This window comes from Nocardia sp. bgisy118 (genome assembly GCF_057708605.1).
On the sequence record NZ_JBYISM010000036.1, the window covers coordinates 47,102 to 69,992 of the forward strand.

General features: G+C 69.6%; 26 protein-coding genes. 5 read left to right on the forward strand and 21 right to left on the reverse strand.

Features of this window, described 5'->3' with window-relative positions; translation table 11 throughout:
* Position 1 precedes the first annotated feature (1 nt).
* The 6 genes from ccsB to hemL form a co-directional block, all read right to left on the reverse strand.
* Positions 2-967 (reverse strand): c-type cytochrome biogenesis protein CcsB, encoded by a 966-nt coding sequence (ccsB, locus tag AC3EO7_RS32980; protein ID WP_431966884.1) that lies wholly within the window; start codon positions 965-967, stop codon positions 2-4.
* Positions 968-969: 2 nt separating this feature from the next.
* Complete coding sequence (resB, locus tag AC3EO7_RS32985; protein WP_431966886.1) at positions 970-2,640, reverse strand: cytochrome c biogenesis protein ResB; 1,671 nt, start codon at positions 2,638-2,640, stop codon at positions 970-972.
* On the reverse strand, positions 2,637-3,458 hold the full coding sequence (locus AC3EO7_RS32990) for a cytochrome c biogenesis CcdA family protein (protein ID WP_431966889.1): 822 nt from the start codon (positions 3,456-3,458) through the stop codon (positions 2,637-2,639). Before AC3EO7_RS32990 ends, resB begins: the two co-directional genes overlap by 4 nt.
* Positions 3,459-3,489: 31 nt before the next feature.
* The gene (locus tag AC3EO7_RS32995) at positions 3,490-4,149 is read right to left on the reverse strand and encodes a TlpA disulfide reductase family protein (RefSeq protein WP_431966891.1); all 660 of its coding nucleotides are present in this window, start codon (positions 4,147-4,149) and stop codon (positions 3,490-3,492) included.
* On the reverse strand, positions 4,146-4,826 hold the full coding sequence (locus tag AC3EO7_RS33000) for a histidine phosphatase family protein (RefSeq protein WP_435593357.1): 681 nt from the start codon (positions 4,824-4,826) through the stop codon (positions 4,146-4,148). The genes AC3EO7_RS32995 and AC3EO7_RS33000 overlap by 4 nt, the downstream gene beginning before the upstream one ends.
* Before the next feature lie 824 nt (positions 4,827-5,650).
* Entirely contained in the window at positions 5,651-6,988 is a 1,338-nt protein-coding gene (gene hemL / locus AC3EO7_RS33005; protein ID WP_431966893.1) for a glutamate-1-semialdehyde 2,1-aminomutase, read from the reverse strand.
* Between the two features lie 167 nt (positions 6,989-7,155).
* Here hemL and AC3EO7_RS33010 point away from each other — a divergent pair, with 167 nt between their 5' ends.
* Entirely contained in the window at positions 7,156-7,548 is a 393-nt protein-coding gene (locus tag AC3EO7_RS33010; RefSeq protein ID WP_431966895.1) for a hypothetical protein, read from the forward strand.
* An 86-nt stretch (positions 7,549-7,634) separates the two neighbouring features.
* Here the strand turns inward: AC3EO7_RS33010 and AC3EO7_RS33015 are convergent, their stop codons facing one another.
* From AC3EO7_RS33015 to hemB, 6 genes are all read right to left on the reverse strand, one after another.
* Positions 7,635-7,853 carry a hypothetical protein gene (locus AC3EO7_RS33015; RefSeq protein ID WP_431966897.1) on the reverse strand — a complete coding sequence of 73 codons (219 nt, stop codon included), beginning with the start codon at positions 7,851-7,853 and terminating at the stop codon, positions 7,635-7,637.
* 96 nt (positions 7,854-7,949) lie between these two features.
* On the reverse strand, positions 7,950-8,201 hold the full coding sequence (locus AC3EO7_RS33020) for a hypothetical protein (RefSeq protein ID WP_435593346.1): 252 nt from the start codon (positions 8,199-8,201) through the stop codon (positions 7,950-7,952).
* 62 nt (positions 8,202-8,263) lie between these two features.
* A complete protein-coding gene (locus tag AC3EO7_RS33025) occupies positions 8,264-8,512 on the reverse strand; it encodes a hypothetical protein (protein WP_431966901.1) in 249 nt (82 codons plus the stop codon).
* Entirely contained in the window at positions 8,509-9,192 is a 684-nt protein-coding gene (locus tag AC3EO7_RS33030; RefSeq protein WP_435593347.1) for a hypothetical protein, read from the reverse strand. Before AC3EO7_RS33030 ends, AC3EO7_RS33025 begins: the two co-directional genes overlap by 4 nt.
* A gap of 341 nt (positions 9,193-9,533) precedes the next feature.
* Entirely contained in the window at positions 9,534-10,064 is a 531-nt protein-coding gene (locus tag AC3EO7_RS33035) for a hypothetical protein (RefSeq protein ID WP_431966905.1), read from the reverse strand.
* On the reverse strand, positions 10,061-11,038 hold the full coding sequence (gene hemB, locus AC3EO7_RS33040) for a porphobilinogen synthase (protein ID WP_431966907.1): 978 nt from the start codon (positions 11,036-11,038) through the stop codon (positions 10,061-10,063). The genes AC3EO7_RS33035 and hemB overlap by 4 nt, the downstream gene beginning before the upstream one ends.
* 217 nt (positions 11,039-11,255) lie before the next feature.
* Between hemB and AC3EO7_RS33045 the strand changes: the two genes are divergently transcribed.
* The 3 genes from AC3EO7_RS33045 (at position 11,256) to AC3EO7_RS33055 (ending at position 12,945) form a co-directional block, all read left to right on the forward strand.
* Positions 11,256-12,050 carry a tetratricopeptide repeat protein gene (locus AC3EO7_RS33045; protein ID WP_431966909.1) on the forward strand — a complete coding sequence of 265 codons (795 nt, stop codon included), beginning with the start codon at positions 11,256-11,258 and terminating at the stop codon, positions 12,048-12,050.
* A gap of 193 nt (positions 12,051-12,243) precedes the next feature.
* Positions 12,244-12,525: a hypothetical protein gene (locus AC3EO7_RS33050; RefSeq protein ID WP_431966911.1), complete on the forward strand. Its 282-nt coding sequence runs from the start codon at positions 12,244-12,246 to the stop codon at positions 12,523-12,525.
* 108 nt (positions 12,526-12,633) lie between these two features.
* Positions 12,634-12,945, forward strand: a complete 312-nt coding sequence (locus tag AC3EO7_RS33055; RefSeq protein ID WP_431966913.1) for a hypothetical protein — start codon at positions 12,634-12,636, stop codon at positions 12,943-12,945.
* Positions 12,946-13,145: 200 nt separating this feature from the next.
* Here the strand turns inward: AC3EO7_RS33055 and AC3EO7_RS33060 are convergent, their stop codons facing one another.
* The 5 genes from AC3EO7_RS33060 to AC3EO7_RS33080 all read right to left on the reverse strand — a co-directional run bounded on the left by AC3EO7_RS33060 (position 13,146) and on the right by AC3EO7_RS33080 (position 18,699).
* The gene (locus AC3EO7_RS33060) at positions 13,146-14,708 is read right to left on the reverse strand and encodes a bifunctional uroporphyrinogen-III C-methyltransferase/uroporphyrinogen-III synthase (protein WP_431966915.1); all 1,563 of its coding nucleotides are present in this window, start codon (positions 14,706-14,708) and stop codon (positions 13,146-13,148) included.
* Positions 14,705-15,802: a hydroxymethylbilane synthase gene (gene hemC / locus AC3EO7_RS33065; protein WP_435593348.1), complete on the reverse strand. Its 1,098-nt coding sequence runs from the start codon at positions 15,800-15,802 to the stop codon at positions 14,705-14,707. Before hemC ends, AC3EO7_RS33060 begins: the two co-directional genes overlap by 4 nt.
* Positions 15,799-17,211, reverse strand: coding sequence for a glutamyl-tRNA reductase (locus AC3EO7_RS33070; protein WP_431966919.1), 1,413 nt, complete (start codon positions 17,209-17,211; stop codon positions 15,799-15,801). The genes hemC and AC3EO7_RS33070 overlap by 4 nt, the downstream gene beginning before the upstream one ends.
* Positions 17,212-17,346: 135 nt before the next feature.
* Positions 17,347-18,177, reverse strand: coding sequence for a redox-sensing transcriptional repressor Rex (locus AC3EO7_RS33075; protein WP_431966921.1), 831 nt, complete (start codon positions 18,175-18,177; stop codon positions 17,347-17,349).
* Positions 18,178-18,414: 237 nt separating this feature from the next.
* Positions 18,415-18,699: a glutaredoxin family protein gene (locus tag AC3EO7_RS33080; RefSeq protein WP_431966923.1), complete on the reverse strand. Its 285-nt coding sequence runs from the start codon at positions 18,697-18,699 to the stop codon at positions 18,415-18,417.
* A 129-nt stretch (positions 18,700-18,828) separates the two neighbouring features.
* Between AC3EO7_RS33080 and AC3EO7_RS33085 the strand changes: the two genes are divergently transcribed.
* Entirely contained in the window at positions 18,829-19,833 is a 1,005-nt protein-coding gene (locus AC3EO7_RS33085) for an HAD family hydrolase (protein WP_431966925.1), read from the forward strand.
* Between the two features lie 34 nt (positions 19,834-19,867).
* On the opposite strand, the gene AC3EO7_RS33090 is transcribed toward AC3EO7_RS33085, so the two are convergent.
* The 4 genes from AC3EO7_RS33090 to AC3EO7_RS33105 form a co-directional block, all read right to left on the reverse strand.
* A complete protein-coding gene (locus AC3EO7_RS33090; RefSeq protein ID WP_431966927.1) occupies positions 19,868-20,896 on the reverse strand; it encodes a lysophospholipid acyltransferase family protein in 1,029 nt (342 codons plus the stop codon).
* Positions 20,893-21,924, reverse strand: coding sequence for an NAD-dependent epimerase/dehydratase family protein (locus AC3EO7_RS33095; RefSeq protein WP_431967416.1), 1,032 nt, complete (start codon positions 21,922-21,924; stop codon positions 20,893-20,895). Before AC3EO7_RS33095 ends, AC3EO7_RS33090 begins: the two co-directional genes overlap by 4 nt.
* 283 nt (positions 21,925-22,207) lie before the next feature.
* Positions 22,208-22,309, reverse strand: a complete 102-nt coding sequence (locus tag AC3EO7_RS33100) for a 30S ribosomal protein bS22 (protein WP_003402602.1) — start codon at positions 22,307-22,309, stop codon at positions 22,208-22,210.
* Positions 22,310-22,553: 244 nt separating this feature from the next.
* Complete coding sequence (locus AC3EO7_RS33105) at positions 22,554-22,844, reverse strand: helix-turn-helix domain-containing protein (protein ID WP_431967418.1); 291 nt, start codon at positions 22,842-22,844, stop codon at positions 22,554-22,556.
* Between the last annotated feature and the right edge of the window lie 47 nt (positions 22,845-22,891).

Consider the following 22,891-nt stretch of genomic DNA (forward strand, 5'->3'; position numbering starts at 1 on the left):
TTTAGTTCAGTCCCGCGTAGCTGTGCAACCCCGAGATCACGATGTTGATGATGAACAGGTTGAAGAGCATGGCGACGAAACCTGCGATGTTGATCCAGGCGGCCTTGGTGTCGCGCCAGCCGGAGGTGGCGCGGGCGTGCAGGTAGGCGGCGTAGAGGACCCAGGCGATGAAGGAGCAGGTCTCCTTGGGGTCCCAACCCCAGAAGCGGCCCCAGGCGGCCTCGGCCCAGATGGCGCCGAGGATGACGCCTGCGCCGAAGAGGGGGAAGCCGATGATGGTGGTCTTGTAGGCGAGGCGGTCGAGGGCGCGGGCGTCGGGCAGGCGGCGGGCGATCTTGCCGAGCGGGCTGTCGGACTCCTGGCCCTCGGGCTGACGCAGGCGGTACAGGAACAGCAGGCTCGCGACGCCGGACAGCAGGAAGATGCCGCTGCCGATGCTCACCACGGTGACGTGGATGGGCAGCCAGAACGATTTCAGCGCGGGCACCACGGGCGCGGCCTCCGCGTACAACACCTGCCCGGCGAGGAACATCAGGACGAGCACGGGCGCGATCAGGAACACCCAGATGGCGCGGAACTTCTGCTCGTACAGGAATCCGAGACCGACGACCAGCGCCGCCGCGCAGGCCATGGTGACGAACTCGTACATGTTGCCGAGCGGGAAGCGGTGGGTCGCGAAGCCGCGCAGCACGATCGAGGCGACGTGCAGGACGATGCCGACGATCAGCACGGAGAACGCCATGTTGCCGAACTGTTCGGCACGCGAACGGCGCGGTGGCGGCGCCACCTTCCCCGGCACGCCCGGCCCCGCGCCGCCACCGACGGTGACGAGTTCGCGCGCCTCGGCCTTGCGGGTCTGCACCGACGCGTACTGCGCGATCAGCAGACCGAGCGCGAGCACGTAGATGACGAACGCCGATTTGAAGGCGAGGTTGCTGTACCCGGCGAGGGTCTCGTCGATCGGCATGTTCACTCTCCCGTGCGTGTGGCGTCGGTCTTCACGTCGTCGCCCGCAGCCTCCAGCAGGCGCCCGCGGAGCCGGTCGAATTCGCCGCCCCAACCCGCCTGATCGGTTCTGGCGAGCCCGCCCATTTCTACTACGATGCGTCGTTGGTCAACGGTACCGGCAGGGTCGTCGGCCGGGTAGACCCGCACCCAGATCCGCCGCCGTTTCACCAGCAGCGAGACCAGCAGGCCTGCCATCATGGCCAGCGCGCTCACCAGCACCCACTGCTGGGCCGGGTCGTGCGAGACCTGCAGGTTCACGAATTCCTGCGCGCCGTCGAAGGTCACCTTCGCGCCGTTGGGCAGCGTGGTCGATTCGCCGGGGCGCAGGTTGACCCTGGCCTCCTTGGTGAGCCTGCCCTGCCGCACCATCTCCTGGTCCAGCGAGAACAGATCCTGCGATCGCCCGGTGTCGAGACCGGTGTCGCCGCGGTAGATGTCCACCGCGACGGCGGGGTCGTCCATGCTCGGGAAGGCCGAGGTGAGCAGGTTGCCATGGAACAGCGCGGTCGGCGCGAACAGACCCTCGATGGCGATCTGGTTCTTGCGGCGCTCCTCGTCGGTGGCGTACATGCCGCCGGGCGGGTCGATGCGCAGCACGCCGCTGGACAGGAAGGTCCGCGCGTCGTCGGGCCGCCACTGGATGGTCTCGGTCCTGGTCTGGCCGTTCGGGAAGGTGACGGTGAACGTCGGCGCGTACCCGTGGCCTTGGAGGTAGAGGCGATCGCCCTCGACCCGCAGCGGATGGTTGACCTGCAATGTGGCGGAGCGCCATGTGTCGGTGGCCAGATCCGGTCCGGCCTGGTAGTCGACGTCCGAGGTGAACATCTCGGCCTGTCCGGTGCGCAGGTAGTCGGCCTGGAAGTCCTTGACCCGCACGCAGACCGGCGTCATGCCGGTGCCGTCGTTGACGTTGCCCGCCCGGAAGGAGTCGAACACCGCGGGCGAGGTGGTGCAGAAGCCGGGGCCGTTGTTGGCGATCACGATGACGGTGCCCTCGTAGCCGAACAGCTTGCCCACCGCGATGGCCACCAGCAGGCAGACCAGCGCCAGATGGAAGACCAGATTGCCGAATTCGCGGGTGTAGCCCTTCTCCCCGGAGAGGGTGAGCTCGCCGGGGCGGTTGCCCGGCCGCACCTCGGTGCGCCAGCCGCGCAGCTGCCCGCGCGCGTGCTCGATCAACTGCTCGGGGGTGCTCGCCGACTCGCCCGAGTAGTGGTGCGGCAAACGGGACAGGTTGCGCGGGGCGCGCACCGGCGGGGTGCGCAGCGCCTTGTAGTGATCGAAGGTGCGCGGCAGGATGCAGCCGACCAGCGAGACGAACAGCAGCACGTAGACCGCGGTGAACCAGAAGCTGGAGAACACGTCGAACAGTTCGAAGCGGTCCATCCACGGTCCGAGCGTCGGGCGGTCGGCGATGTACTGCTCGACCTTCTGCTCGTTCAGGTTCCGCTGCGGCAGCAGGGCGCCGGGAATCGCGGCGAGCGCGAGCAGGAACAGCAGGACCAGCGCGGTGCGCATGCTGGTGAGCCCGCGCCAGGTGTTGCGGACGAGCGCGATGGCGCGGCCGGGTAGCGACTGCCGGGGCGGACGATGCGAGGCCGGTTCGGCCACGGGATGGTCGGTCACGGTCATATCGGCAGGGTCACCTCGGAGACGAACGCGTCGCGCACCCACGCCACGAACTGATCCCACGCCCCCGTGACCAGCGCGACGCCGACGGCCATGAGCAGGATGCCCCCGACGATCTGAATGGTTCGCGAATTGCGGCGCAGCCAGCCGACGCCGCGCAGTGCGCCCGCCGAACCGAAGGCCAGGATCACGAACGGCAGCCCGAGCCCGAGGCAGTACGCGACGATCAGCGCGACGCCGCGAACGGCTGTGGTGCCTTCGGTGCCCGCGGCCACCGCCATCACGCCGGACAGGGTGGGGCCGAGGCACGGCGTCCAGCCGAGCGCGAAGACGCCGCCGAGCAGCGGCGCGCCGACGAGGCTGGTGAGGCGGCGCGGCTCCATCCTGGTGTCGCGCTGCAAGGCGGGCACCAGACCGACGAACACCAGACCCATCAGGATCGTGACCACGCCGCCGATGCGTTGCAGCAGTTCACGATTCACGTTGAGGGTCTGGATGACGCCGAACACGGTGGCCGTCGCGAGCACGAAGACCACGGTGAAACCGGCGACGAACAGCCCGGCCGCACCGGCGACGCGCAACTTGCCCGCGCGCGCGGAAACCGCGACCGAGGAACGGCCTTTCGCCGACTCGGCGGTCGCGGGCGGGGCCTCGGCGCCGACCAGCCCGGCCAGATACGACAGGTACCCGGGCACCAGCGGAACCACGCACGGCGAGGCGAACGACACCAGCCCCGCCAGCAGGCACGCGCCGAGCGCGAGCAGCAGCGGGCCGGTCGCCGCCGTCTGCTGGAACGATTCCCCCACACTCGCGAGCACCATCACCGCACGCCCCACAAGGTCGGACGGCCCATCACTGCTCGCCCTCCTCGGCGAGTTTCGTCACGATCGGCTGCAGATCCTCCGCGATCAGCGACCGCAGGAAGACGGCCGCGACGCGATGCTGCCGGTCCAGCACGAGGGTGGTCGGGATGACGCTGGTCGGAAAATTGCCGCCGAGGGCGAGCAGGGTGCGCATGGACGGGTCGTAGATGGACGGGTAGCCGACCTTGTTGTCGGTGACGAAGTCCTGCGCCTTGTCCCGCTGGGGATCACGGACGTTGATGCCGAGGAAGGCGACGCCCTTGTCCTTGGTGGCTTCGTAGACCTTCTCCAGCGCGGGCGCCTCCGCGCGGCACGGCCCGCACCACTGGCCCCACAGGTTGACGACGACCACCTTGTCGGGGAAGTCGGCGACCGAGACGGTCTTGCCTTCGGTCATCAGATCGGGGCCGGAGAGCGCGCCGATGGTGCCGCGCGCGGCGGGCGGATCGTAGTAGATCTCGGTCTTGCCGCCCGGCGAGACGAATTCGAAGGTGCCGCCGGTGGCCACCGCGTCCGATCCGGTCGAGCAGCCCGCGAGCGCGGCCACCAGGGCCACGCACGCTACGAGCACCGGCGCGATCCGCCTGGCCGGCGTCCGTGCGGACGCGGACCTGACTGTCGCGGGGAACGACGCGGTGGCGCGGATCATGCGCCGTGCACCGTGGGATCCGAACCGCCCGCGGGCTCGGAGTAGACGATGTCGACGAGCGTGTCACCCTGGTAGACCAGCGAGGTCAGCGAGGCGAGCGAGCACTGCCTGGCGCGCGGGTCGTGCCAGAGCCGCTGCCCCTGGAGGAACCGCCGCAGCGTCCAGACGGGCAGCTGGTGCGAGACGAGCACCGCCTCGCGACCCGCGGCCTCGACCCGAGCCTTGTTGACCGCGGCCAGCATACGGTGCGCGATCTGCAGGTACGGCTCGCCCCAGGACGGGGTGAACGGGTCGCGCAGCTTCCACCAGTGCCGCGGCTTGCGCAGCGCGCCGTCGCCGACGGACACCCGCAGGCCCTCGAAGGTGTTGCCCGCCTCGATGAGGTTCTCGTCGGTGCGCACGATCACGCCGTGCTGCTCGGCGATCGGCGCGGCGGTCTCCTGCGCGCGCTGCAGCGGCGAGGCGATCACCACGGCGATGTCGTGATCGGACAGCGCCCGAGCGACCGCACCCGCCTGCGCCCGGCCGGTGACCGACAGGCTGAAGCCGGGCAGCCGACCGTAGAGAATGCCCTTCGGGTTGTGCACCTCGCCGTGCCGCAGCACGTGCACGATGGTCTCGACGGCCGGGCTCGCGTTGGCGAGGTCGGGCTCGCCGGAGCGCGGAGTGGCGGTGATGGGCGAGGAGCGCGCGGGGGTTTCGGTGTCCTTGGCGCCGACCGCGGGCGGCTCGTCGGCGACCGCGTCGGAGAGTGTCGCGTCGGCTGCGGCGAGGTCGGCCGCGGACTGGTCGGCGGCGTTGGCCTCGGCGGTGTTCACATCGGCGTCGATCACAGCCTCGGCAGCGTTCAGATCGGCGGCCGCCTCGGCAGCAACTTCGGCAACCTCGGACTCAGCGGACTCGGCGGCCCCGGGTTCGGCAGCGGCGTCGGCGATCTTGTCGGCCGCAACCGCCTCGGCATCGGCAGCGCTCACGTCCGCGGTGTTCTCGGCTGCATTCACATCGGTAGCAGCGGCCTCGACCTCTGCATCGACGGCATCAGACTCGACAGCAGCACCGGCCAGCTCGGCAGCAGCAACCATCTCAGTGTCGGCAGCGTTCGCTTTCGCGGCGGTCTCGGACTCGGCAGCAGCATCGACGGCGATCTCGGCAGCAGCATCGGTTGCGGCACCGGCAGCATTCACACCCGCGGCGGCGTCGGCAAGCTCGGCAGCGGCGTCGGCACCAGCGATCTCGTCGGCCGCGACGCTCTCAGCATCGGCATCCGCCGCACCCGCGTCGTCACCTTCCGCCGGTGCGTCGGCGAGATCCAGGTCGGCGGCGGCAGCGGCCGACGCCGACGCGCGGGCGGCGGACTCCTCGGTGATCTCGGCTTCGGTGATCGCGCCGAGTGCCTCGGCCTCGCTGAACGGGGAGTCCGCGCTCGGCGGGGTGGTGGTCGTTGGGTCGGGGTCGGTCGGTAGTTCGCGGCGGGCGACGCCGGGCTTGTCGTGGTCGGAACTCACGCGCGGGATCCTTCGGGGGTGGCGGCCGCGGCCGCGTGCGCGGCGGCGGGCAGGGCTGCGGCGATTCGGTCGAACGCGTCCTCGTCGAGCGCCGCGGAGACGAACCACGCCTCGAACGCGCTCGGCGGCGCGTACACGCCGCCGTCGAGCAGCGCGTGGAAGAAGGCCGGGAAACGCCAGGTCTGGCTGGCCTTGGCGGTGGCGTAGTCGGTGACCGGACGGTCGGAGAAGAACACGCTCACCATATTGCCCGCGAACTGCACGTGATGCTCGACCCCCGCCGCGCCGAGCGCCTCGGTGAGCAGGCCGCCGAGCCGTTCGGCGTTGCGATCCAGTGCGGCGTAGACCGCGTCGTCGGCGGCACGCAGCGTGGCAAGGCCCGCGGCGACGGCGACGGGGTTACCCGAGAGCGTGCCCGCCTGGTACACCGGGCCGAGCGGGGCGAGCTGCTTCATCACCTCGGCGCGTCCGCCGAACGCGGCGGCGGGCAGGCCGCCGCTCATCACCTTGCCGAAGGTGTAGAGATCACCGGCGACGCCGTCGCGACCGAACCAGCCGGAACGGCTGACGCGGAATCCGGTCATCACTTCGTCCATGATCAACAGCGCACCGTGCTCGGTGGTCAGCGCGCGCAGCCCTTCGTTGAAACCGGGCACCGGCGCGACCGCGCCCATGTTGCCCGCGGCGGCCTCGGTGATCACGCACGCGATCTGGCCGGGGTGCGCCGCGAAGGCCGCGGCCACCGCGTCGAGGTCGTTGTACGGAAGCACGATGGTGTCGCTCGCCTGCGCACCGGTGACGCCGGGCGAGTTGGGCAGGCCGAGCGTCGCGACGCCCGAGCCCGCGTCGGCCAGCAGCGCGTCGACGTGGCCGTGGTAGCAGCCGCTGAACTTGATGATCTTGGTACGGCCCGTATAACCGCGGGCCAGCCGCACCGCGCTCATGGTGGCCTCGGTGCCGGAGTTCACCAGCCGCACCCGCTCCACCGGCGCGACGCGCTCGATGATCAACTCGGCGAGCTCGATCTCCGCCGCGGTGGGCGCGCCGAAGGACAGGCCGCCGACCGCGGCACGCTGCACCGCCTCGACGACCGCGGGGTGCGCGTGCCCGAGGATCATCGGACCCCAGGAGCACACCAGGTCGACGTAGTCGTTGCCGTCGGCATCGGTGAGCGTGTAACCCTTCGCGGAGTCGATGAACCGCGGCGTGCCGCCGACCGATTTGAACGCCCGCACCGGCGAGTTGACCCCGCCGGGGATCACCGCACTCGCCCGATCGAAGAGCTGAGCGGAAACCGGCACCGATGCCCTGGTCACGCGCGGAGAAGAACTCACGGCCTCCAGTGTCGCAGCCCCGGTGAACCCGGTCGACGACAGGGTGTAGGAGAGTGACGCGCGCCGCAGTCCGCCCGGCAACACGCCGGGCCGCGTTTGCCGCGATATCGGGCGACGCGTCCGTAATCTCTGCTGGTCGACTGCGACTACCCCTCGGGAGGCTCCTCATGCGGTTTGCCCTCGTCAGCACGGCAGCATTGGCCGTATTCACCTCCGCGGCAGCGCTATTCGGCGCTGGGACCGCCACGGCGGCCGACCCGGTCGCCGATCTGGACCAGGGCCGCATCGGCGTCCGGTTGAGCCACGAGGAGACGGCCGCGCTGGCGGGCGGCCCCGGCCCCGCGCTGATCACGATGTTCGTGCCGCTGGACCGGATCGGCGCAGGCTTGCACCAGGACACCGAGCTCTTCCGCGATCAGAGTGGCGGCGTGCGCGCCACCCTGCGCCAGGTGATCTCCGAATCCGCGAGCCACCCCGATGGTTCCGTAACCATCTATCTGAACGCGCCGGGGACTCGCAACGGCCGCGTGCTCGACATCTATCAGAACTGGTCCCGCTGAATGACGAACTCGCCCGCGGACCGAAGTCCGCGGGCGAGTAGTTCATTCGGCGACAGAGATTTCGGTTCCAGTGAGCGCCGGTACGCCTATGTGTAAACGCACGGCAGCGCGGCGGACAGGGTCTGCAACGAGCACAGGATCCCGTTCATGGCTCCCGCCGACCCGGTCTCCGGCACCAGACCGGCGACCGGCGCCGTCGGCTCCAGCGGCAGACCGGCCGGGTCCGCCAGCGCGGGCGAAGCGGCCAGACCGACCGCAGCGGTCGCGACCAGGGCCGCAACCGATCTCGTGACGAGAACTTTCACGAGTCACACCTTCCATTCGACAAGCCCACCGGCGAATACCGGTGCGCCACAGCACGAATCGTATGCGCATCGGAAGTTTTGTGAAGCGTTATCGTTTCAAATACTCGGGTTGGTGATGCCGACGCAGAACAACGCGAACCCGGTGGTGACCAGGCAGTCCAGTGGCGTGGGCAGCAACTCCAGCAGCCCGGGCGGCGGAGTCGCGGCGAACGCGGGCGCCACAGGCACAGGTGGCGGCGGGGTGGATTCGATGGGAGCGGCAGCGGCCGGTATCGCGGCGGCCGCACCGATCAGGCAACCCGCCACAACCCCGACGGCGAGCTTCTCGGCGTGGATCGTCGGCTTCATGGTTGGGAGGCTCCCGCCCGCACGGCGGCAAAACGGGAGCGGCCGAGTTGTCCGGCCCCGCCTTACTTCTCGGCGGCGGAACGGACGGCGCGAGTGACGGCGTCGATGGCGAGCAGACCCGCCACCACGACCAGGAAAGCCGCGAGAACCAGCCACGGCGCGACATAGCGGGTCGCGTCGAAGGCGGGCATCTCGCCGAGCGCCGCGAACGACGTGGTGACGGTGCCACGACCCCAGCTCAGCGCCGCGAGCGCCAGCACGACGACGGCCGCCACGACCTCGCCGAGCGCCACCACCATGTCACGTCTCACCGGTCCGCTCCGTTCTCGCTGCGCTGCTCCTCGATGCCCTCGGCCGGCAACGCCTCCGCGCCATCGGCGGTGCGCTGCTCCTCGATGCCATCGACCGGCGATGCCTCCATGCCATCGGCGCTGCGCTTTTCCTCGTCATGGGCGCTGCGCTTTTCCTCGACGCCCTCCGCCCGCTGCAGCTCCGCATCATCGGCCTTGTCCTGCGCCTCGACGTCCTCCGGCCGCAGCGCCGTGGCGAGCGCGGTCCGCAGACCGCGGTGATCGCGCGCCCACGCCTGCACCAGTCCGCCGTCGCCCAACCGCAGTCCGATCCCTTTCCGCCTGCGCGGCACACCGCTCAATTCGCCGAGCGCCCGCGCCGACTCCCACTCCTCATCGTTCCAGGAATGCTCGTCGCGCTCGGGCAACACGGCGGTGACGCCGGTGAGCGGCAGGGTCTCGGTGCCCTGACGCAGGGTGGACTCGGTGAGTTCGACGCTCACATGACGGCGGCCCGCGACCACTTGCAGCGCAACGAAAGCCGCGATGAGCGCCCCACAGAAGATCAGGGCGAACCAGTGCACCGGACTGGACGTGACCATTTCCAGTACCAGAACGAGAAGACAGAGCAGCGGGCCGTAAGCGACCACGCGCCAGCGCGCACCCGGCTCCACGAACAGCACGGCGTCGCCATCGCTCACGCCGCGCTACCCATCAGATCGCGCCTCCGACGCAGCCCGGCGCCGGGTCGTCCCGCCGGTGAAATCAGCCGACCAGACCGGGCAGCAGCAGGACCGCGACGGTGACCAAGCCGAACAGGATCAGCAGGCTCAGGACGAGCAAGTCTCGTCGCATGCTCTGCGGCTGCTGGATCACCACTCGCATCTATGCCTCCGATCTCCCGGAGCCAACTGGATGACGCCCTCACGCAACGCAAGACAACGCATGACCAATAACTACCGGTTCCCATGATTACTGTGACAACCCTCACCATACATGTCCGCGCTACCGCGACAAACTCGATGCGGCCACCGTTATTCGTTCACCGGAGGTTGTTCTGGAAGTACTTCGTCGAGTCGGGACGGAAGCTGAGGAACAGCGCGCCGCCCGCGAGCACGCCCTGCACGATCGCCGCGCCGCCCGCGACCAGCGAGGCCGCGCCGGTCACCGCGTCCAGAGCGAACAGCGCCGCGACGGCGCCGAGCACCAGCCACACGGCCAGCACCGTCAGCACGGTGCGCGCCCAGAGCTTGCCGCGGCCGAACTGGTGTACGACCGCGAAAGCGCCCGCCGCCAGCGCCAGACCGGCGAGCACCATGACGACCAGCATCAGCGACACCAGCAGCTCGGCGGTGGCCATGGCGAAATTCGGGTCGCCCACCTTGCCCTGATCGAACATCCGCTGATCGAGGTCCTCGCGCTGCTGCAACGAGGTCAGCACCGTGCCGACCAGCTGCACGACGCCGAATCCGATGATCCCCCACCACAATTGGCGAGCCGTACGGATGTCTTCGGGCATCGGCGGCCGGTGCGGGACCGGCAGCACGCCCATCGGTCTCGGGGAGTTCGTCACGACAACCAGTGTGCGGCCTCGGTCGCCCAGTAGGTGAGCACGATGTCCGCGCCCGCCCGGCGGATGCTGGTCAGCGATTCCAGCACGGCGGCGCGGCGGTCGATCCAGCCGCGCTGCGCCGCCGCGGTGATCATCGAGTACTCGCCGGAGATCTGGTAGGCCGCCACCGGCACCGTGGACCGGTCGGCGACATCGCGCAGGATGTCCAGGTAGGACATGGCGGGCTTGACCATCACGATGTCGGCGCCCTCGGACAGGTCGAGCTCGAGCTCGCGCAGCGACTCCCTGCGGTTGGCCGGGTCCTGCTGATAGGTGCGGCGGTCGCCCTCCAGCGACGAGCCGACGGCCTCGCGGAACGGACCGTAGAAGGCCGAGGCGTACTTCGCGGCGTAGGCCAGGATGGCGGTGTCGGTGCGGCCGACCGCGTCGAGGCCGCGCCGGATCGCGCCGACTTGGCCGTCCATCATGCCGCTGGTGCCGAGCAGGTCGGCGCCCGCCTCGGCCTGCGAGATCGCCATGTCGACGTAGCGGTGCAGGGTCGCGTCGTTGTCCACCGCGCCGCCCGGCGCGAGCACGCCGCAGTGGCCGTGGTCGGTGAACTCGTCGAGGCAGGTGTCGGCCATGACCACCGTCGCGTCGCCGACCTCGTCGGCCAGCGCGCGCAGGCCGCGGTTCAGAATGCCCTTCGGATCGCTGGCCTGGCTGCCGGTGGCGTCCTTGTCCTCCGGCTTGGGCACGCCGAAGAGCATGAGCCCGCCGACGCCCGCCGTGACGGCCTCGACCGCCGCCTTGCGCAGCGAGTCCATCGAATGCTGGTAGACCCCCGGCATCGAACCGATCTCCCGCGGTTCGTCCAGCCCGTCGGCCACGAACATCGGCAGCACCAATTGCCGTGGTTCCAACGTTGTTTCGGCCACGAGACGGCGCAGAGCGGGAGTACGGCGCAACCGCCGCGGGCGGTCCATTCCGGTCATGAATCGCACGATACGCCTGCTCGGGGAAGGTGTCGCGAGCACACCGGACGGGGGTGATCCGGCCCACCTCCGGCTTCGGGCCGGGACCGCCCCCATCGTCGTGAGCCGCGGCGAATCGGGTCGCGCATGGGACGCGACGGCGGCGGCTCGCTCCCACGGTCGCGAAATTGTGCGTCATCCTGAAGTCGGGGCACGCACGGACCTCGGAGGCAAGGCGATGACGGGTTACGACCGGTACGGATCGCGGGTGGCGGCGTTGCGGCGGTTCGCCGACGGCGGGGACGTGTGGGCGATGGAGCGGCTGGCCGAGGCGCTACGGGAGGCGAACGACCCGGGCGGCGCGGAACACTGGCTGCGACGGGCGGCGGAGCTCGGCAGCGGTTCCGCGCTCGTCCCGCTCGGCGAGCTCGCGGTGGCGGACGGGCGCGTGGCGGAGGCCATCGAATGGTGGGAGCAGGCCGTCGCCGCCGGTTGCGCGGGCGCGGATCTCCAGCTCGGGGCGCTGTATCTGGAGCGAGGGGAACTGGACGCGGCCGAGCGCTGGTTGCGACCGGCGGCGGAGGCGGGCGCCCCGGAGGCGATGACCAATATGGGCGTGATCGCGCACCGGCGCGAGGACGACGAGTCCGCCGTGCGCTGGTATGAGCGCGCCGCCGAGGCCGGAAATCCCACAGCAATGCGAAGTCTCGGTGTGCACCTGGCCCGCGCCGGTGCGTTCGAGCGCGCCGTCGAGCTGCTCGCCGAGGCCGCGCGTCGTGGTCGCCGCGACGCCATGGCGGTGCTCGGCGCGGCGTATTTGGATCGCGACGAATTCGACGAAGGCGAGCGCTGGCTGCGCCGAGGCGCGGCGGCGGGCGATCCCGAGTCGATGTTCCTCCTGGCGATGACGTTGCGGGACCGCCGAACCACCAGCACGCCGAACGGCGCCGCGTCTGACGAAGCCATTTACTGGCTCCGGAAGGCAGCCGATCTCGGCCACCCCGAAGCCCTTCGGCTGCTTCTCGACTCGTGACATCGCCGTCGCCCTGCCTGCCAGAGCATCGAGCGATCGTTCGGAGACGGCAGGCAGGATCAGCATTCCGTGCGCACCGACCGACGAGCCCGAAAAGTGTTGCAGCCAGCGGTTTTTGTCGGTGGGCACGGGTAGAATCGAAGCTGTGTTCGAGGGGATCCGCCGGGTTCCCGATCGCGAGGGGAGGACGCACATGCCCGCGACCGAAACCGCCCGAAAGTCCACGATCATCGCCCCGTACCGGCCGCTCGAGAAGCGGCCGCTGCCGCCGGGACGCCCGCGCAAGTGGTACGTCACGCACAACCGCAGGCTCAAGGCGATGCGGCTGAGCATCGCCCTGCTCGACTCGGGGATCTACCTGCCCACCCAGGCGAGCAACGAGAAGATCCGCAACACCGCCGAACTCGTCGGTATCCGCCCGCCCTCGGACACCACATGCCGCCTGGTGCGCACCCTCCTGCGTTACAGCCGATGACTGCGTCCGGCCCACGGCCGGGCGCGAAAGCGGAACGCCCACAACGAGGTGGGCGTTTCGCCGCGTGCGAGCTCCGTCAGCGCGGACGGACCGAAACGGTTTCAGCCGATGGGCGGCGTGAACAAACACCGCGGTGGGTACGGCATTGATGTACTGCTGCCCGGCAACTCGACGAAGCAGGCCAACAGCCTGACCAAGGTGCTGGATACGGCACTGGAGCCGGTCGCAGAACCCGATTCCAAATCCGCGGCCGAACCGGTCCCCGCCACGGGCGGCGCCACGGCGGGCGCCGCGCCGGCGGGTGCGGCCGAAGCGGCACCGATGGTCAACGAAAGCAGGCCAATCGCAAGAGTTTTCGTCATCAACTGGGGCATGGCGCTACCGCCTTTCCAAGAACACTGTCAATCGTGTAATCGGTGACGGTAGCGCTGTCCAGCAAAAGTGAAACGCCCACATTTCTATGGGCGACCGGCGAAGCTGTCCCCTACCAACGGGAGGCTCCTCGGGGCGCCGCGGCCCACAACGCGAAACGCCCACCGTGGGGCGGGCGTTTCGCCGCGCCGATCACGTTCCCGGGCGCGGAGCGGACGGCACCTACCCGGGCGCGGAGCGGACGGCACCTATCGGCTACGCCGGCTCTTCTTGCGCGGCGGGGGCAGCAGACCCTCGGCGCGCAGCCGGGCGGCGTGCTCGGCGAGCGCCTCGACCAGCGGGCCGACCTGCGCGGTCTCGGGCTGCACGTCCACGCGCAGGCCGAACTCGATGGCCGTCTCGGCGGTCTTCGGGCCGATGCAGGCCACGATGGTGCGTGCGTGCGGCTTGCCCGCGATGCCCACCAGGTTGCGCACCGTGGAGGACGAGGTGAACAGGACCGCGTCGAAACCGCCGGTCTTGATCATCTCGCGGGTCTCCGCGGGCGGCGGCGAGGCGCGCACCGTGCGGTAGGCGGTCACGTCGTCGATCTCCCAGCCGCGGTCGCGCAGACCCTCGGCCAGAGTCTCGGTGGCGATGTCGGCGCGGGGCAGCAGCACTCGGTTCACCGGATCGAAGACGTCGTCGTACGGCGGGAAGTCGGCGAGCAGGCCCTCGGAGGACTGCTCACCCGAGGGCACCAGCTCCGGGTTGATGCCGAACGAGCGCACCTTGTCGGCGGTGGCCTCGCCGACGCAGGCGATCTTCACGCCGCTGAACGCCCGCGCGTCCAAACCGAATTCGGCGAACTTCTCCCACACCGCGCGCACCGCGTTGGTGGAGGTGAACACCACCCACTGGTAGCGGCCGTCGACCAGACCCTTCACCGCGCGCTCCATCTGCGCGGGGCTGCGCGGCGGCTCGACCGCGATGGTCGGCACTTCCATCGGGATGGCGCCGTGGGTGACCAGTCGCTCGCTCATGTCGGCGGCCTGATCCTTGGTGCGCGGCACGAGCACAGTCCAGCCGTACAGCGCGCGCGACTCCCACCACGACATCTTCGACCGGGAGGCGACCGCCTTGCCGATGGTCACCACCAGCGGGCCGACCAGCTCGGAGGCGGCGCTGTTCAACGTGGCCAGGGTGGCCTCGATGGTGCGCTGCTGACGGGTGGTGCCGCGCACCGTCACCGCGACCGGGGTCTGCGGCGCCATGCCGTGCTCCACCAGGGCGCTCGCGGTCTCGGCCAGGTGACCGGAGGTGGCGTGCAGCACCAGCGGGCCGGGCGCGGCGGCCAGCGCGGCCCAGTCGACTTCGCCGCGCACGTCCGCCTCGGTGTGGCCGGAGCCGAGCGCGATGCCCGCGTAGCTGGGCACCGCGGAGCCGTTGGGCAGGCCGGGCAGCACCTCGAACACCATGTGCGAGCGGGTGACCGTGGTGACCTCGGTGATCACCGAATCGGCCGTCAGCGGATCGCCCGCGACCACGCGGACCACGTCGTGGCCGCTGCGGGCCTCGGCGATGAGCGTCTTGGCGACCTCGGCGGGCTCACCGAGGGCGGGGCGCACGTCGACCGGCCGCGTGCCGTCCTCGTTCTCCTCGACCGCGGTGCCGATCAGCGCGAGCACACCCTTGTCGACGTCGGGGTCGGTGAAGGCCAGTGTCGCCCGCCCGAGCACCTCGCGCGCACGCACTGTCAGCAGCGCCGGGTCACCGGGACCCGACCCGACGAACAAGATCCGACCGGGGTGCTTCTTGGTGGCTCGGCTCATTGGCTGTTCTCCATTGGGCTGGGATTACTGATACGACCTTCGGTCGCGCCCGGTCGCGACCGCTGCAAGTTCGGGACGTCACCTGAGCGCTCGGCTCTCGCCTCGGCGGTGTCGTCTGTTCCGGGTGCGCCGAGCAACTCGCGGGCCCCCAGCTCCAAGAGCTCTTTCGCGAGTGCGCGGCCGAGCCGATCGGCCTCGGCGCGCGCTCCGACCACCGAGGCACGCAGCACCTCGGACCCGTCGGCGGCCGCGGCGCAGGCGCGCAGCGAGAGCTCGTCGACGATGCGACCGTCGTCGTCCAGCGACTCGACGACCTCGGCCAGCGCGCCGATCGGCGCGGTACATCCGGCCTCCAGCTCGGCGAGCAGCGACCGTTCCGCGATGACGGCGGCCCGGGTGGCCGCGTCGTCGAGCCGGGTCAGCGCGTCGATGGTCGCGGCGTCGTCGCTGCGGCATTCGACCGCGAGCGCGCCCTGCGCCGGGGCGGGCAGCATCTGCACCGGCTCCAGCGCCTCGGTCACGGCGTCGAGTCTGCCGATCCTGGACAGTCCGGCTCTGGCCACCACCACCGCGTCCAGCTCACCTTCGGTGACCTTGCGCAGCCGGGTGTCCAGGTTGCCGCGCAGCGGCACGATGTCCAGACCCAGGCCGAGCGCCGCCAGCTGAGCCGCGCGGCGCGGCGCGGAGGTGCCGATCTTGGAACCGGCGGGCAGCTCGCCGAGCACCAGCCCGTCGCGCGCCACCAGGGCGTCGCGCGGATCCTCGCGGGGCGGGATGGCGGCGATGGTGAAACGCGCGTCCGGCGCGGTCGGCAGGTCCTTGTAGGAGTGCACCGCGATGTCGATGGTTCCCGCGGCCAGCTCGTCGCGCAGCGCCGAGGTGAACACGCCGACGCCGATCGTCTGCACCGGATCGGAGGATAGATCGCCCGGCGTCTTCACCACGACCAGCTCGGCCGGATGTCCCGCGGCGATCAGCGCGTCGCGCACGGTGCCCGCCTGGGTCATCGCGAGCAGACTGCCTCGGGTGCCGATGCGCCACGGCGCCCGGGTGCCGCCGGCTGTCATGTTGTCCTCTTCCTGAACGACTGTCATGCCGACTTGCCCTCCTCGCCGAGATGTCCCGCGGTGAAGTCGTCGGCGAGTCCGGCGCCGAGTTCACCGGTGATCGTGCTGATTTCCATCGGCGCGGCAACAGCTTGTGCCGCACCGGGCTTGAGTTCGAACAGTTCGCGTAGCGCCTCGGCGTAGCTGTCGCCGCCCGGCGTCGACGCGAGTTGCTTCACCCGCACCGTCGGCGCGTGCAGCAGCTTGTCGACGACCCGGCGCACGGTGCGCGCCACCTCGTCGCGTTCCGGATCGGCCAGGCTGGGCAGGCGCGAATCCAGCCGCAGCAGTTCGGCTTCCACCACTTCGGCGGCGCGCTGGCGCAGGGCGGCGACCGTCGGGGTCACCTCGGCCATGCGCTGGCCCGCCAGGTACTTGGCGAGTTCGTCGGCGACGATCGACCTGGCGGCTGCGGTGTCGTCGGCCGCGGCGCCCGCGGCCGGATCGCGCTGCAAGGTCTCGATGTCGATGACCGCGACGCCGGGCAGACCGGCCACGGCGTGCTCCACGTCGCGCGGCAAGCCGAGGTCGCAGAACACCAGCGGACGTTCCGTCGCCGGGAATTCGGCGCGATCGCGGTCGGCGAGGGCGCGGTGGGTGTCGGCCAGCGTCACCACGGCGCCGACCGCACCGGTACAGGTCACCACCACATCGGCGGCGGCCATCGCCTCGGTGAGCCGGGAGAGCTCGAGCGCCGAGGACTCGACGCCGTAGGAGCCCGCGGTCTCGGAGAGCCTGCGCGCCCGGTCGATGGTCCGGTTCACCACGATGATGCGGCCGATGCCCGCGCGCGACAGATGCGCGACGGCGAGCCCGCCCATCGCGCCCGCGCCGACGACGACGGCGGTGCGACCCGCGAGTTCGCCGAGGACCTGCTTGGCCCGATCCAGCGCGACCGACACCACGGACGCGCCCGCCCGGTCGATACCGGTCTCGGCGTGCACCCGCTTGCCGACCCGCAGCGCGTGCTGGGCCAGCTCGTGCAGGGTGCGCCCGACGGCCTGCTGGGCGTCGGCGGTGGCATAGGCGCCGCGGATCTGGCTGAGCACCTGCTGCTCGCCGACGACCATCGAGTCCAGCCCGCTGGCCACCGCGAACAGGTGCTCGGCGGCGGCCTCGCTGTAGCGCACGTAGGCGTGCTTGGTGAGATCGGTCAGCGGCAGCCCGGAATGCTTGGTGAGCAGGTCACCGACCTCGGCGAGACCGCCGTGGAAGGCGTCGACCACCGCGTAGACCTCGACGCGGTTGCAGGTCGAGACGATCATGGCCTCGGAGATGTGGCTGGAGGCGAGCATGCGATCGATCAGCTTGGGCCGGTCGGCATCGGTGATGGCGACCTTCTCCAACACTGCGACGGGAGCGCTGCGGTGCGAGATCCCGACGAGTAGAACGCTCATGCCTTCGCCTCGCTGACGCTCGGCTCCGGCATGCGCGAAGCGCGCTGGCACATGATTCGCTCACTACGTTCACTCATGCCAGCGCCTCACTGATGCTCGGCATGCGTGAGGCACGCTCGCACAGAATTCGCTCGCTCATGGTGCAACCACCGATCCCTTGCTGCTTGGCTCCGTTGCCGAATGCGAGGTCGTCGAGTGCGTGAGGGCCGGATGGCCGGCCGGAGAGTGCGGAGTCGGCACGCGGCGCGCGATCCGCCCCGAGCCCGCGTGCGCCACCTCGGGCAGCTGCTCCGGCTCGGCATTGCGGGTCCGTTCGAACGACAACATCTGCATTTCGACCGCCAGGTCCACCCGGCGGACTTCCACCGTCTGCGGCGCGATCAGCCCGCACGCGGAGAAGCTCAGAATCGACTGCAACCCGGCGGCGACCAGCTGGTCGCAGACGTTCTGGGCCGCGTCGTCGGGCACCGCGATCACCGCGATGGTCGGTTTCAGTTCGGCGATGCCCGCGGCAAGACCCGCGGCGTCGCGCACGGTCAGTCCGGCAACCGACAGCCCGACCACCCCGGGATCGGCGTCGAAGAGGCCGACCACGCTGAATCCGCGCCGCCGGAAACCGCCGTAGCCGACCAGGGCCCGGCCCAGATTTCCGACGCCGACCAGCACCACGCGATGTCCACCGGACAGACCGAGCACGTCCTCGATCCTGGTCCGCAACTTTGCTACGTCATAGCCGACACCCCGGACGCCGTTGGGGCCCAGGAACGACAAATCCTTGCGCAACTTCGCCGAATTGACACCCGCCGCGACAGCCAGTTCCTCACTGGATACGATGAGCACACCGTCGTCGGCCAACATGGCGAGGACCCGAAGATAGGTAGCCAGCCGCGCCACGGTGGCCTGCGGGATGTCTTTCTGCAGAGCCCTGCCGGAGACGCCGCCCGGCGCCTCATGCTGCTCTGTCACGTCGTCGGCTCCTCGTTCCGGCCTGCGCACAGGTCCGGTTCGTCGTTCGACCTCGAGCCCGGCGGCGGTCCGGTGCCATGGTCGAAGTATCGGATTTCAGGGCGCTCCGCAGCCTCGGCATGCGGGTCGCGTGCCACCACCGTAACCGCTTGTGAAGCCCTGCACAAAGTCGGTGAAATTGGCCTCATTTTCCGCCGCGACCAGCGCAGCGGCCGAATCGGACACGGATCACACCGATCAGCGACCCAGATCAGCCCGCAAACGCGCCTCGTCGACGTCGAAGTAGCTGTGCTCGCGACCGTCCACAAGCACGACGGGCAGCCGGTCGCCGTACTCCGCGCGCAGGCCAGGGTCGGTTTCCGCGGCGACGTCGACGTCGAGGGCGCCGGGCTCGATGCCGAAATCCGCGCAGATCGCCCGCAACTGCTCCAGTGCCGTGGCACACAGCCCGCAGCCGGCTCGGGTCAGCAAAATCACTTCGTGCGCGGGCGGCGCGGCGGCGCTCTCTGTGGGATTGGTCATGGCCGATATTAAATCCCCTCGCCACTCCCTTCGGTGCGCGTGGTCTTTCGGGTGACTGTCGGTGAATCCGGTTAGTGTGGACGTGGTTCGCGCGAACGGGCGGAGGTACTGGTGCCGGAACGATCGAGGGTGGAGAGGGCCGGGTTCATCGCGGGCCGGTTCGGCGAGTTCCCGGTGCGGTGGCATCTGGGCCCGCTCGGCCAGGGGCTGCAGGACCAGCTCGCGCGCATCTCCCGCAGTCCGTTCGGACCGAGCGAGGAGGAGGTCCGCGCGAATCTGGCGGGCGAGGCCAGCGCCGACGCGGCGCTGTCGCTGCACGAATCGGAGCTGGCGACGGCCGAGCCCACGGGGCTGGAGGTGCCGCGCGATCTCACCGCGGCGGCGTTCTTCGACGTGGACAACACGATGGTGCAAGGCGCCTCGATCGTGCATTTCGCGCGCGGTCTCGCGGCGCGCAAATACTTCAAGACCTCCGACCTGGTCGACGTGGCGTGGAAGCAGGTGAAGTTCCGCGTCACCGGCAAGGAGAGCAGCACCGACATGGCCTCGGGCAAGGAGAAGGCGCTCTCGTTCATCGCGGGCCGCCCGACCTCCGAGCTGGCCGCGCTCGGTGAGGAGATCTACGACGAGATCATCGCCGACAAGATCTGGCCGGGTACCCGCGCGCTGGCGCAGATGCACCTGGACGCGGGCCAGCAGGTCTGGCTGGTCACCGCGACGCCGGTGGAGCTGGCCCAGGTGATCGCCAAGCGCCTCGGCCTGACCGGCGCGCTCGGCACCGTGGCCGAGAGCGTCGACGGCAAGTTCACCGGGCGGCTGGTCGGCGACATCCTGCACGGGCTCGGCAAGGCGCACGCCGTGCGCACGCTGGCCATCCGCGAGGGCCTGAACCTCAAGCGCTGCACCGCGTACTCCGACAGCCACAACGACGTGCCGATGCTCTCGCTGGTCGGCACGGCGGTCGCGATCAATCCCGACTCGGACCTACGCGAGCTGGCCAAGAACCGCGGCTGGGAAATCCGCGACTTCCGCACCGGCCGCAAGGCGGCCAAGATCGGCGTACCGACCGCACTGGCACTCGGCGCTGCGGGCGGCGCCGTAGCCGCGGCGGTCACCCGCAGGCGCGACCACTGAGTTTTCGGCGCGCCAGCGCGCCAAGAACACAGCGCTAACCGGTGAATGCGTTGCGGCGCTTGGTGAGCAGTTTGTAGAGCGTCTGCTGGATGGTCTCGCGGACCTGGTCGGTGACCTCGAACATGGTCATCGGGTCGTCGGCGGCCTCCGGCTCGTAGGCCGTGGTGGCGATGGGCTTGCCGAATTCGATGTACCACTTCGAGGGCAGCGGCACCGCGCCGAGCGGGCCGAGGTGCGGGAAGGTCGGCGTCACAGGGAAGTACGGCAGACCGAGCAGTCGCGCCAGCGGCTTGATGTCGGCGAGCTTCGGGTAGATCTCCTCGGAGCCGACGATCGAGCACGGGATGATCGGCACGCCGGTGCGCACGGCGGCGGCGACGAAACCGCCGCGGCCGAAGCGCTGAAGCTTGTAGCGGTCGGAGTACTGCTTGCCGACGCCCTTGAATCCCTCGGGGAACACACCCGTCAGTTCGCCGGAGCGCAGCAGGCGCTCGGCGTCCTCGCGGCAGGCCAGCGTGTGCCCGGCCTTGCGTGCCAGCACGCCGAGGAACGGCATCTCGAAGATGAGGTCGGCGGCGAGCAGACGCAGCGCGCGCTGCTTGGCGTGGTGGTCGTGGATGGCCAGCTGGAGCATCAGGCCGTCGACCGGCACGGTGCCCGCGTGGTTGGCCACCACCAGCGCGCCGCCCACTTCGGGGATGTTCTCCATGCCGTGGACCTCGACGCGGAACCACAGGTCCGACAGCGGGCGCAGCGCGGGCAGGATGACCGATTCGAGCAGGTGTTCGTCGAAGCCGAACTCGTCCACCTGATAGTCGCCGGTCAGGCGGCGGCGCGCGAAATCGGCGGTGCGGCCGATCTGCTTGCCGACCTCTTTGCGAATCAGGTCGGACAACGATTGCGGCGCCTGCGGCACGGCCGACGCGAGCCGATCCGTCAGGGACGTGACCCGGGTCGGCTTCGTCTCCCCCGGCGTACGGTCCGGCCAGCGACGAGTGCTGGTGCGCTGCCTGGTTTCGATATTCAGATCATGAAGTTGGATGACTTTCGCCACGTCGTTCATTGGTGTGCTCCCGTACCGGCCCCTATGAGGCCGAGCAGTTTCTTTTCTGCGGCATCGATCCACGCTGGATCGAAGACGGGCCGCAACGCTGCGCCCCCGATGAAGTCGTCGAACGCCTGAACCGTTGTCCACCGCGGTTCGAAGCCGAGTTCGGCTCGCATTCGCGTGGTGTCCAGGCCACAGCCGAAATGGAAGTAATCGAGTTGTTCGCCGGTGAATTCCCGCATCACCGGCCCCATCAACGCGCGGCCTGCGGTGCGGAACACCGTGAACGGCACAGGCAGCTCGATGCGCCCCGCCCTGCGCACCGCCTGCGACAGCGTCAACGCACCATCGCCCGCGATGTTGTAGGTACCGCCGGGGGCCGTCTGCGCCGAATGTGCCAGCGCGGCCACCGCATCTTCTTCGTGCAACAGCTGCATTCGAGGGTCCCGTCCGAAGACGGTCGGCGTTACGGGTGAACGGAGATACTGTACGCCGCGCCCGGCCAGTCGCGGGCCCACAATCGGCGCAAAACGCAGAATCGATGCCGCGATATCGGGACGACGCCGCGCGAGCCCTCGGACGAAACCCTCGATTTCGATCATGTCGCGCGCAAACCATCCGCGCGGCGGCGTGCGGGCGCTCATTTCCTCGGTGAATTTCGCCGGATCCTTGGCGCTGCACCCGTAGACCGCCGAGGTGGAGCGCACCACGACCCGCCGCACCGACGGCGACTTCTGGCAGACCGCGAACAGCTGCATCGCGCCGAGCACGTTGAGGTCTTTCATCACCGCGCGACCGCCGCCGGACGGCGGCTTGGCCAGCATCGCGGTGTGCACGACGGTGTCGACCTCGTTGCCGCCGATCACCTTGCGGATCAATGGATTTCGGATATCGCCACGCACGAACTCGGCGCGTCCCATTCGGCGCCGCAGTTCCCGGCTCGGGGTCATGCTGTCGACGGCGAGGATACGCTCGACAGCGGGATCCTGGGCGAGCTTGGCCACCACGGCGCTGCCGAAGAAGCGGCTTGCGCCGGTCACCATCACAACCTTGGGCGTGTGCCCGTCTCTTATGTCAGATCCCACCGCAGCACCGGTTCCCACCTACCAGGCCCCCATTTACATTTATTGGCGGTTCCAGAGTAACCGCTACCGTCTGGGTCGCCGAGGTTATTAACCAGGATCTAACGATGACTTCAGTCACCGGATACATCGAATAGGTTTCAAACTGAACTATTTCAAAGACTGAGGCCCGCCACCGGGAGGTGACGGGCCTCGTGTCGCACAGGCGCCGGCCGGACGACGTCCGCCCTACCGGCGCGCATGCTCACTTGCCGAGTTTGCGCCGCTGAACACGCGTGCGGCGAAGCAGCTTGCGGTGCTTCTTCTTCGACATGCGCTTGCGGCGCTTCTTGATCACAGAACCCATAGGGTGTCCTCGCGTTCTCTCTACTCGGCGCGCACGCATGGCGTACGCCTAGCTGATTTCGGCATCCGCGCCGCCAGCGGCCACCGGACACCACGAACTGGCGCCGCAGGCAGGCGAACACGAACCGAGGGTTCATCCTACCGGTATCCGATGGGGGCCCGAGCAAGGGCCCTCACGGTCGAGGGCGCCGTCATCCGCGGGCCGCCGCGCACCGCCACGGGGCCCTTTCGGGGGCGAAACCGCCTCAGCCTGCGTCGAAGTAAGACGTCTCCAGGTAATCGTGCACGGCTTTGGCGTGCACGCGGAACGACCGGCCGACGCGCACCGCGGGCAGTTCGCCCGAATGCACCAACCGATAGACCGTCATCTTGGAAACCCGCATCAGACTCGCCACTTCGGCGACCGTCAGGAATTGAGTGCCACCGCCGAGTATCGACTGGCCGGACGATCCCGAACCACTTTGCGCTCTACCTCCGCCCCGGCCACCGGATGGGCCGGACGAACCTGGTGACGTCCCCGAGCTATTTGCAGACATCTTGTTGGAAGACATCATTGCACCATTGACCTCCGGCACGTCCGCGC

Bases quoted from the DNA above. Each gene is read 5' to 3' on its own strand.
- ccsB (WP_431966884.1), bottom strand. From the start codon at position 967: ATGCCGATCGACGAGACCCTCGCCGGGTACAGCAACCTCGCCTTCAAA.
- resB (WP_431966886.1), bottom strand. From the start codon at position 2,640: ATGACCGTGACCGACCATCCCGTGGCCGAACCGGCCTCGCATCGTCCG.
- AC3EO7_RS32990 (WP_431966889.1), bottom strand. From the start codon at position 3,458: ATGGTGCTCGCGAGTGTGGGGGAATCGTTCCAGCAGACGGCGGCGACC.
- AC3EO7_RS32995 (WP_431966891.1), bottom strand. From the start codon at position 4,149: ATGATCCGCGCCACCGCGTCGTTCCCCGCGACAGTCAGGTCCGCGTCC.
- AC3EO7_RS33010 (WP_431966895.1), top strand. From the start codon at position 7,156: ATGCGGTTTGCCCTCGTCAGCACGGCAGCATTGGCCGTATTCACCTCC.
- AC3EO7_RS33020 (WP_435593346.1), bottom strand. From the start codon at position 8,201: ATGAAGCCGACGATCCACGCCGAGAAGCTCGCCGTCGGGGTTGTGGCG.
- hemB (WP_431966907.1), bottom strand. From the start codon at position 11,038: ATGACCGGAATGGACCGCCCGCGGCGGTTGCGCCGTACTCCCGCTCTG.
- AC3EO7_RS33045 (WP_431966909.1), top strand. From the start codon at position 11,256: ATGACGGGTTACGACCGGTACGGATCGCGGGTGGCGGCGTTGCGGCGG.
- AC3EO7_RS33050 (WP_431966911.1), top strand. From the start codon at position 12,244: ATGCCCGCGACCGAAACCGCCCGAAAGTCCACGATCATCGCCCCGTAC.
- AC3EO7_RS33055 (WP_431966913.1), top strand. From the start codon at position 12,634: ATGGGCGGCGTGAACAAACACCGCGGTGGGTACGGCATTGATGTACTG.
- AC3EO7_RS33060 (WP_431966915.1), bottom strand. From the start codon at position 14,708: ATGAGCCGAGCCACCAAGAAGCACCCCGGTCGGATCTTGTTCGTCGGG.
- hemC (WP_435593348.1), bottom strand. From the start codon at position 15,802: ATGACAGTCGTTCAGGAAGAGGACAACATGACAGCCGGCGGCACCCGG.
- AC3EO7_RS33070 (WP_431966919.1), bottom strand. From the start codon at position 17,211: ATGAGCGTTCTACTCGTCGGGATCTCGCACCGCAGCGCTCCCGTCGCA.
- AC3EO7_RS33080 (WP_431966923.1), bottom strand. From the start codon at position 18,699: ATGACCAATCCCACAGAGAGCGCCGCCGCGCCGCCCGCGCACGAAGTG.
- AC3EO7_RS33090 (WP_431966927.1), bottom strand. From the start codon at position 20,896: ATGAACGACGTGGCGAAAGTCATCCAACTTCATGATCTGAATATCGAA.
- AC3EO7_RS33095 (WP_431967416.1), bottom strand. From the start codon at position 21,924: ATGGTGACCGGCGCAAGCCGCTTCTTCGGCAGCGCCGTGGTGGCCAAG.
- AC3EO7_RS33100 (WP_003402602.1), bottom strand. From the start codon at position 22,309: ATGGGTTCTGTGATCAAGAAGCGCCGCAAGCGCATGTCGAAGAAGAAG.
- AC3EO7_RS33105 (WP_431967418.1), bottom strand. From the start codon at position 22,844: ATGTCTGCAAATAGCTCGGGGACGTCACCAGGTTCGTCCGGCCCATCC.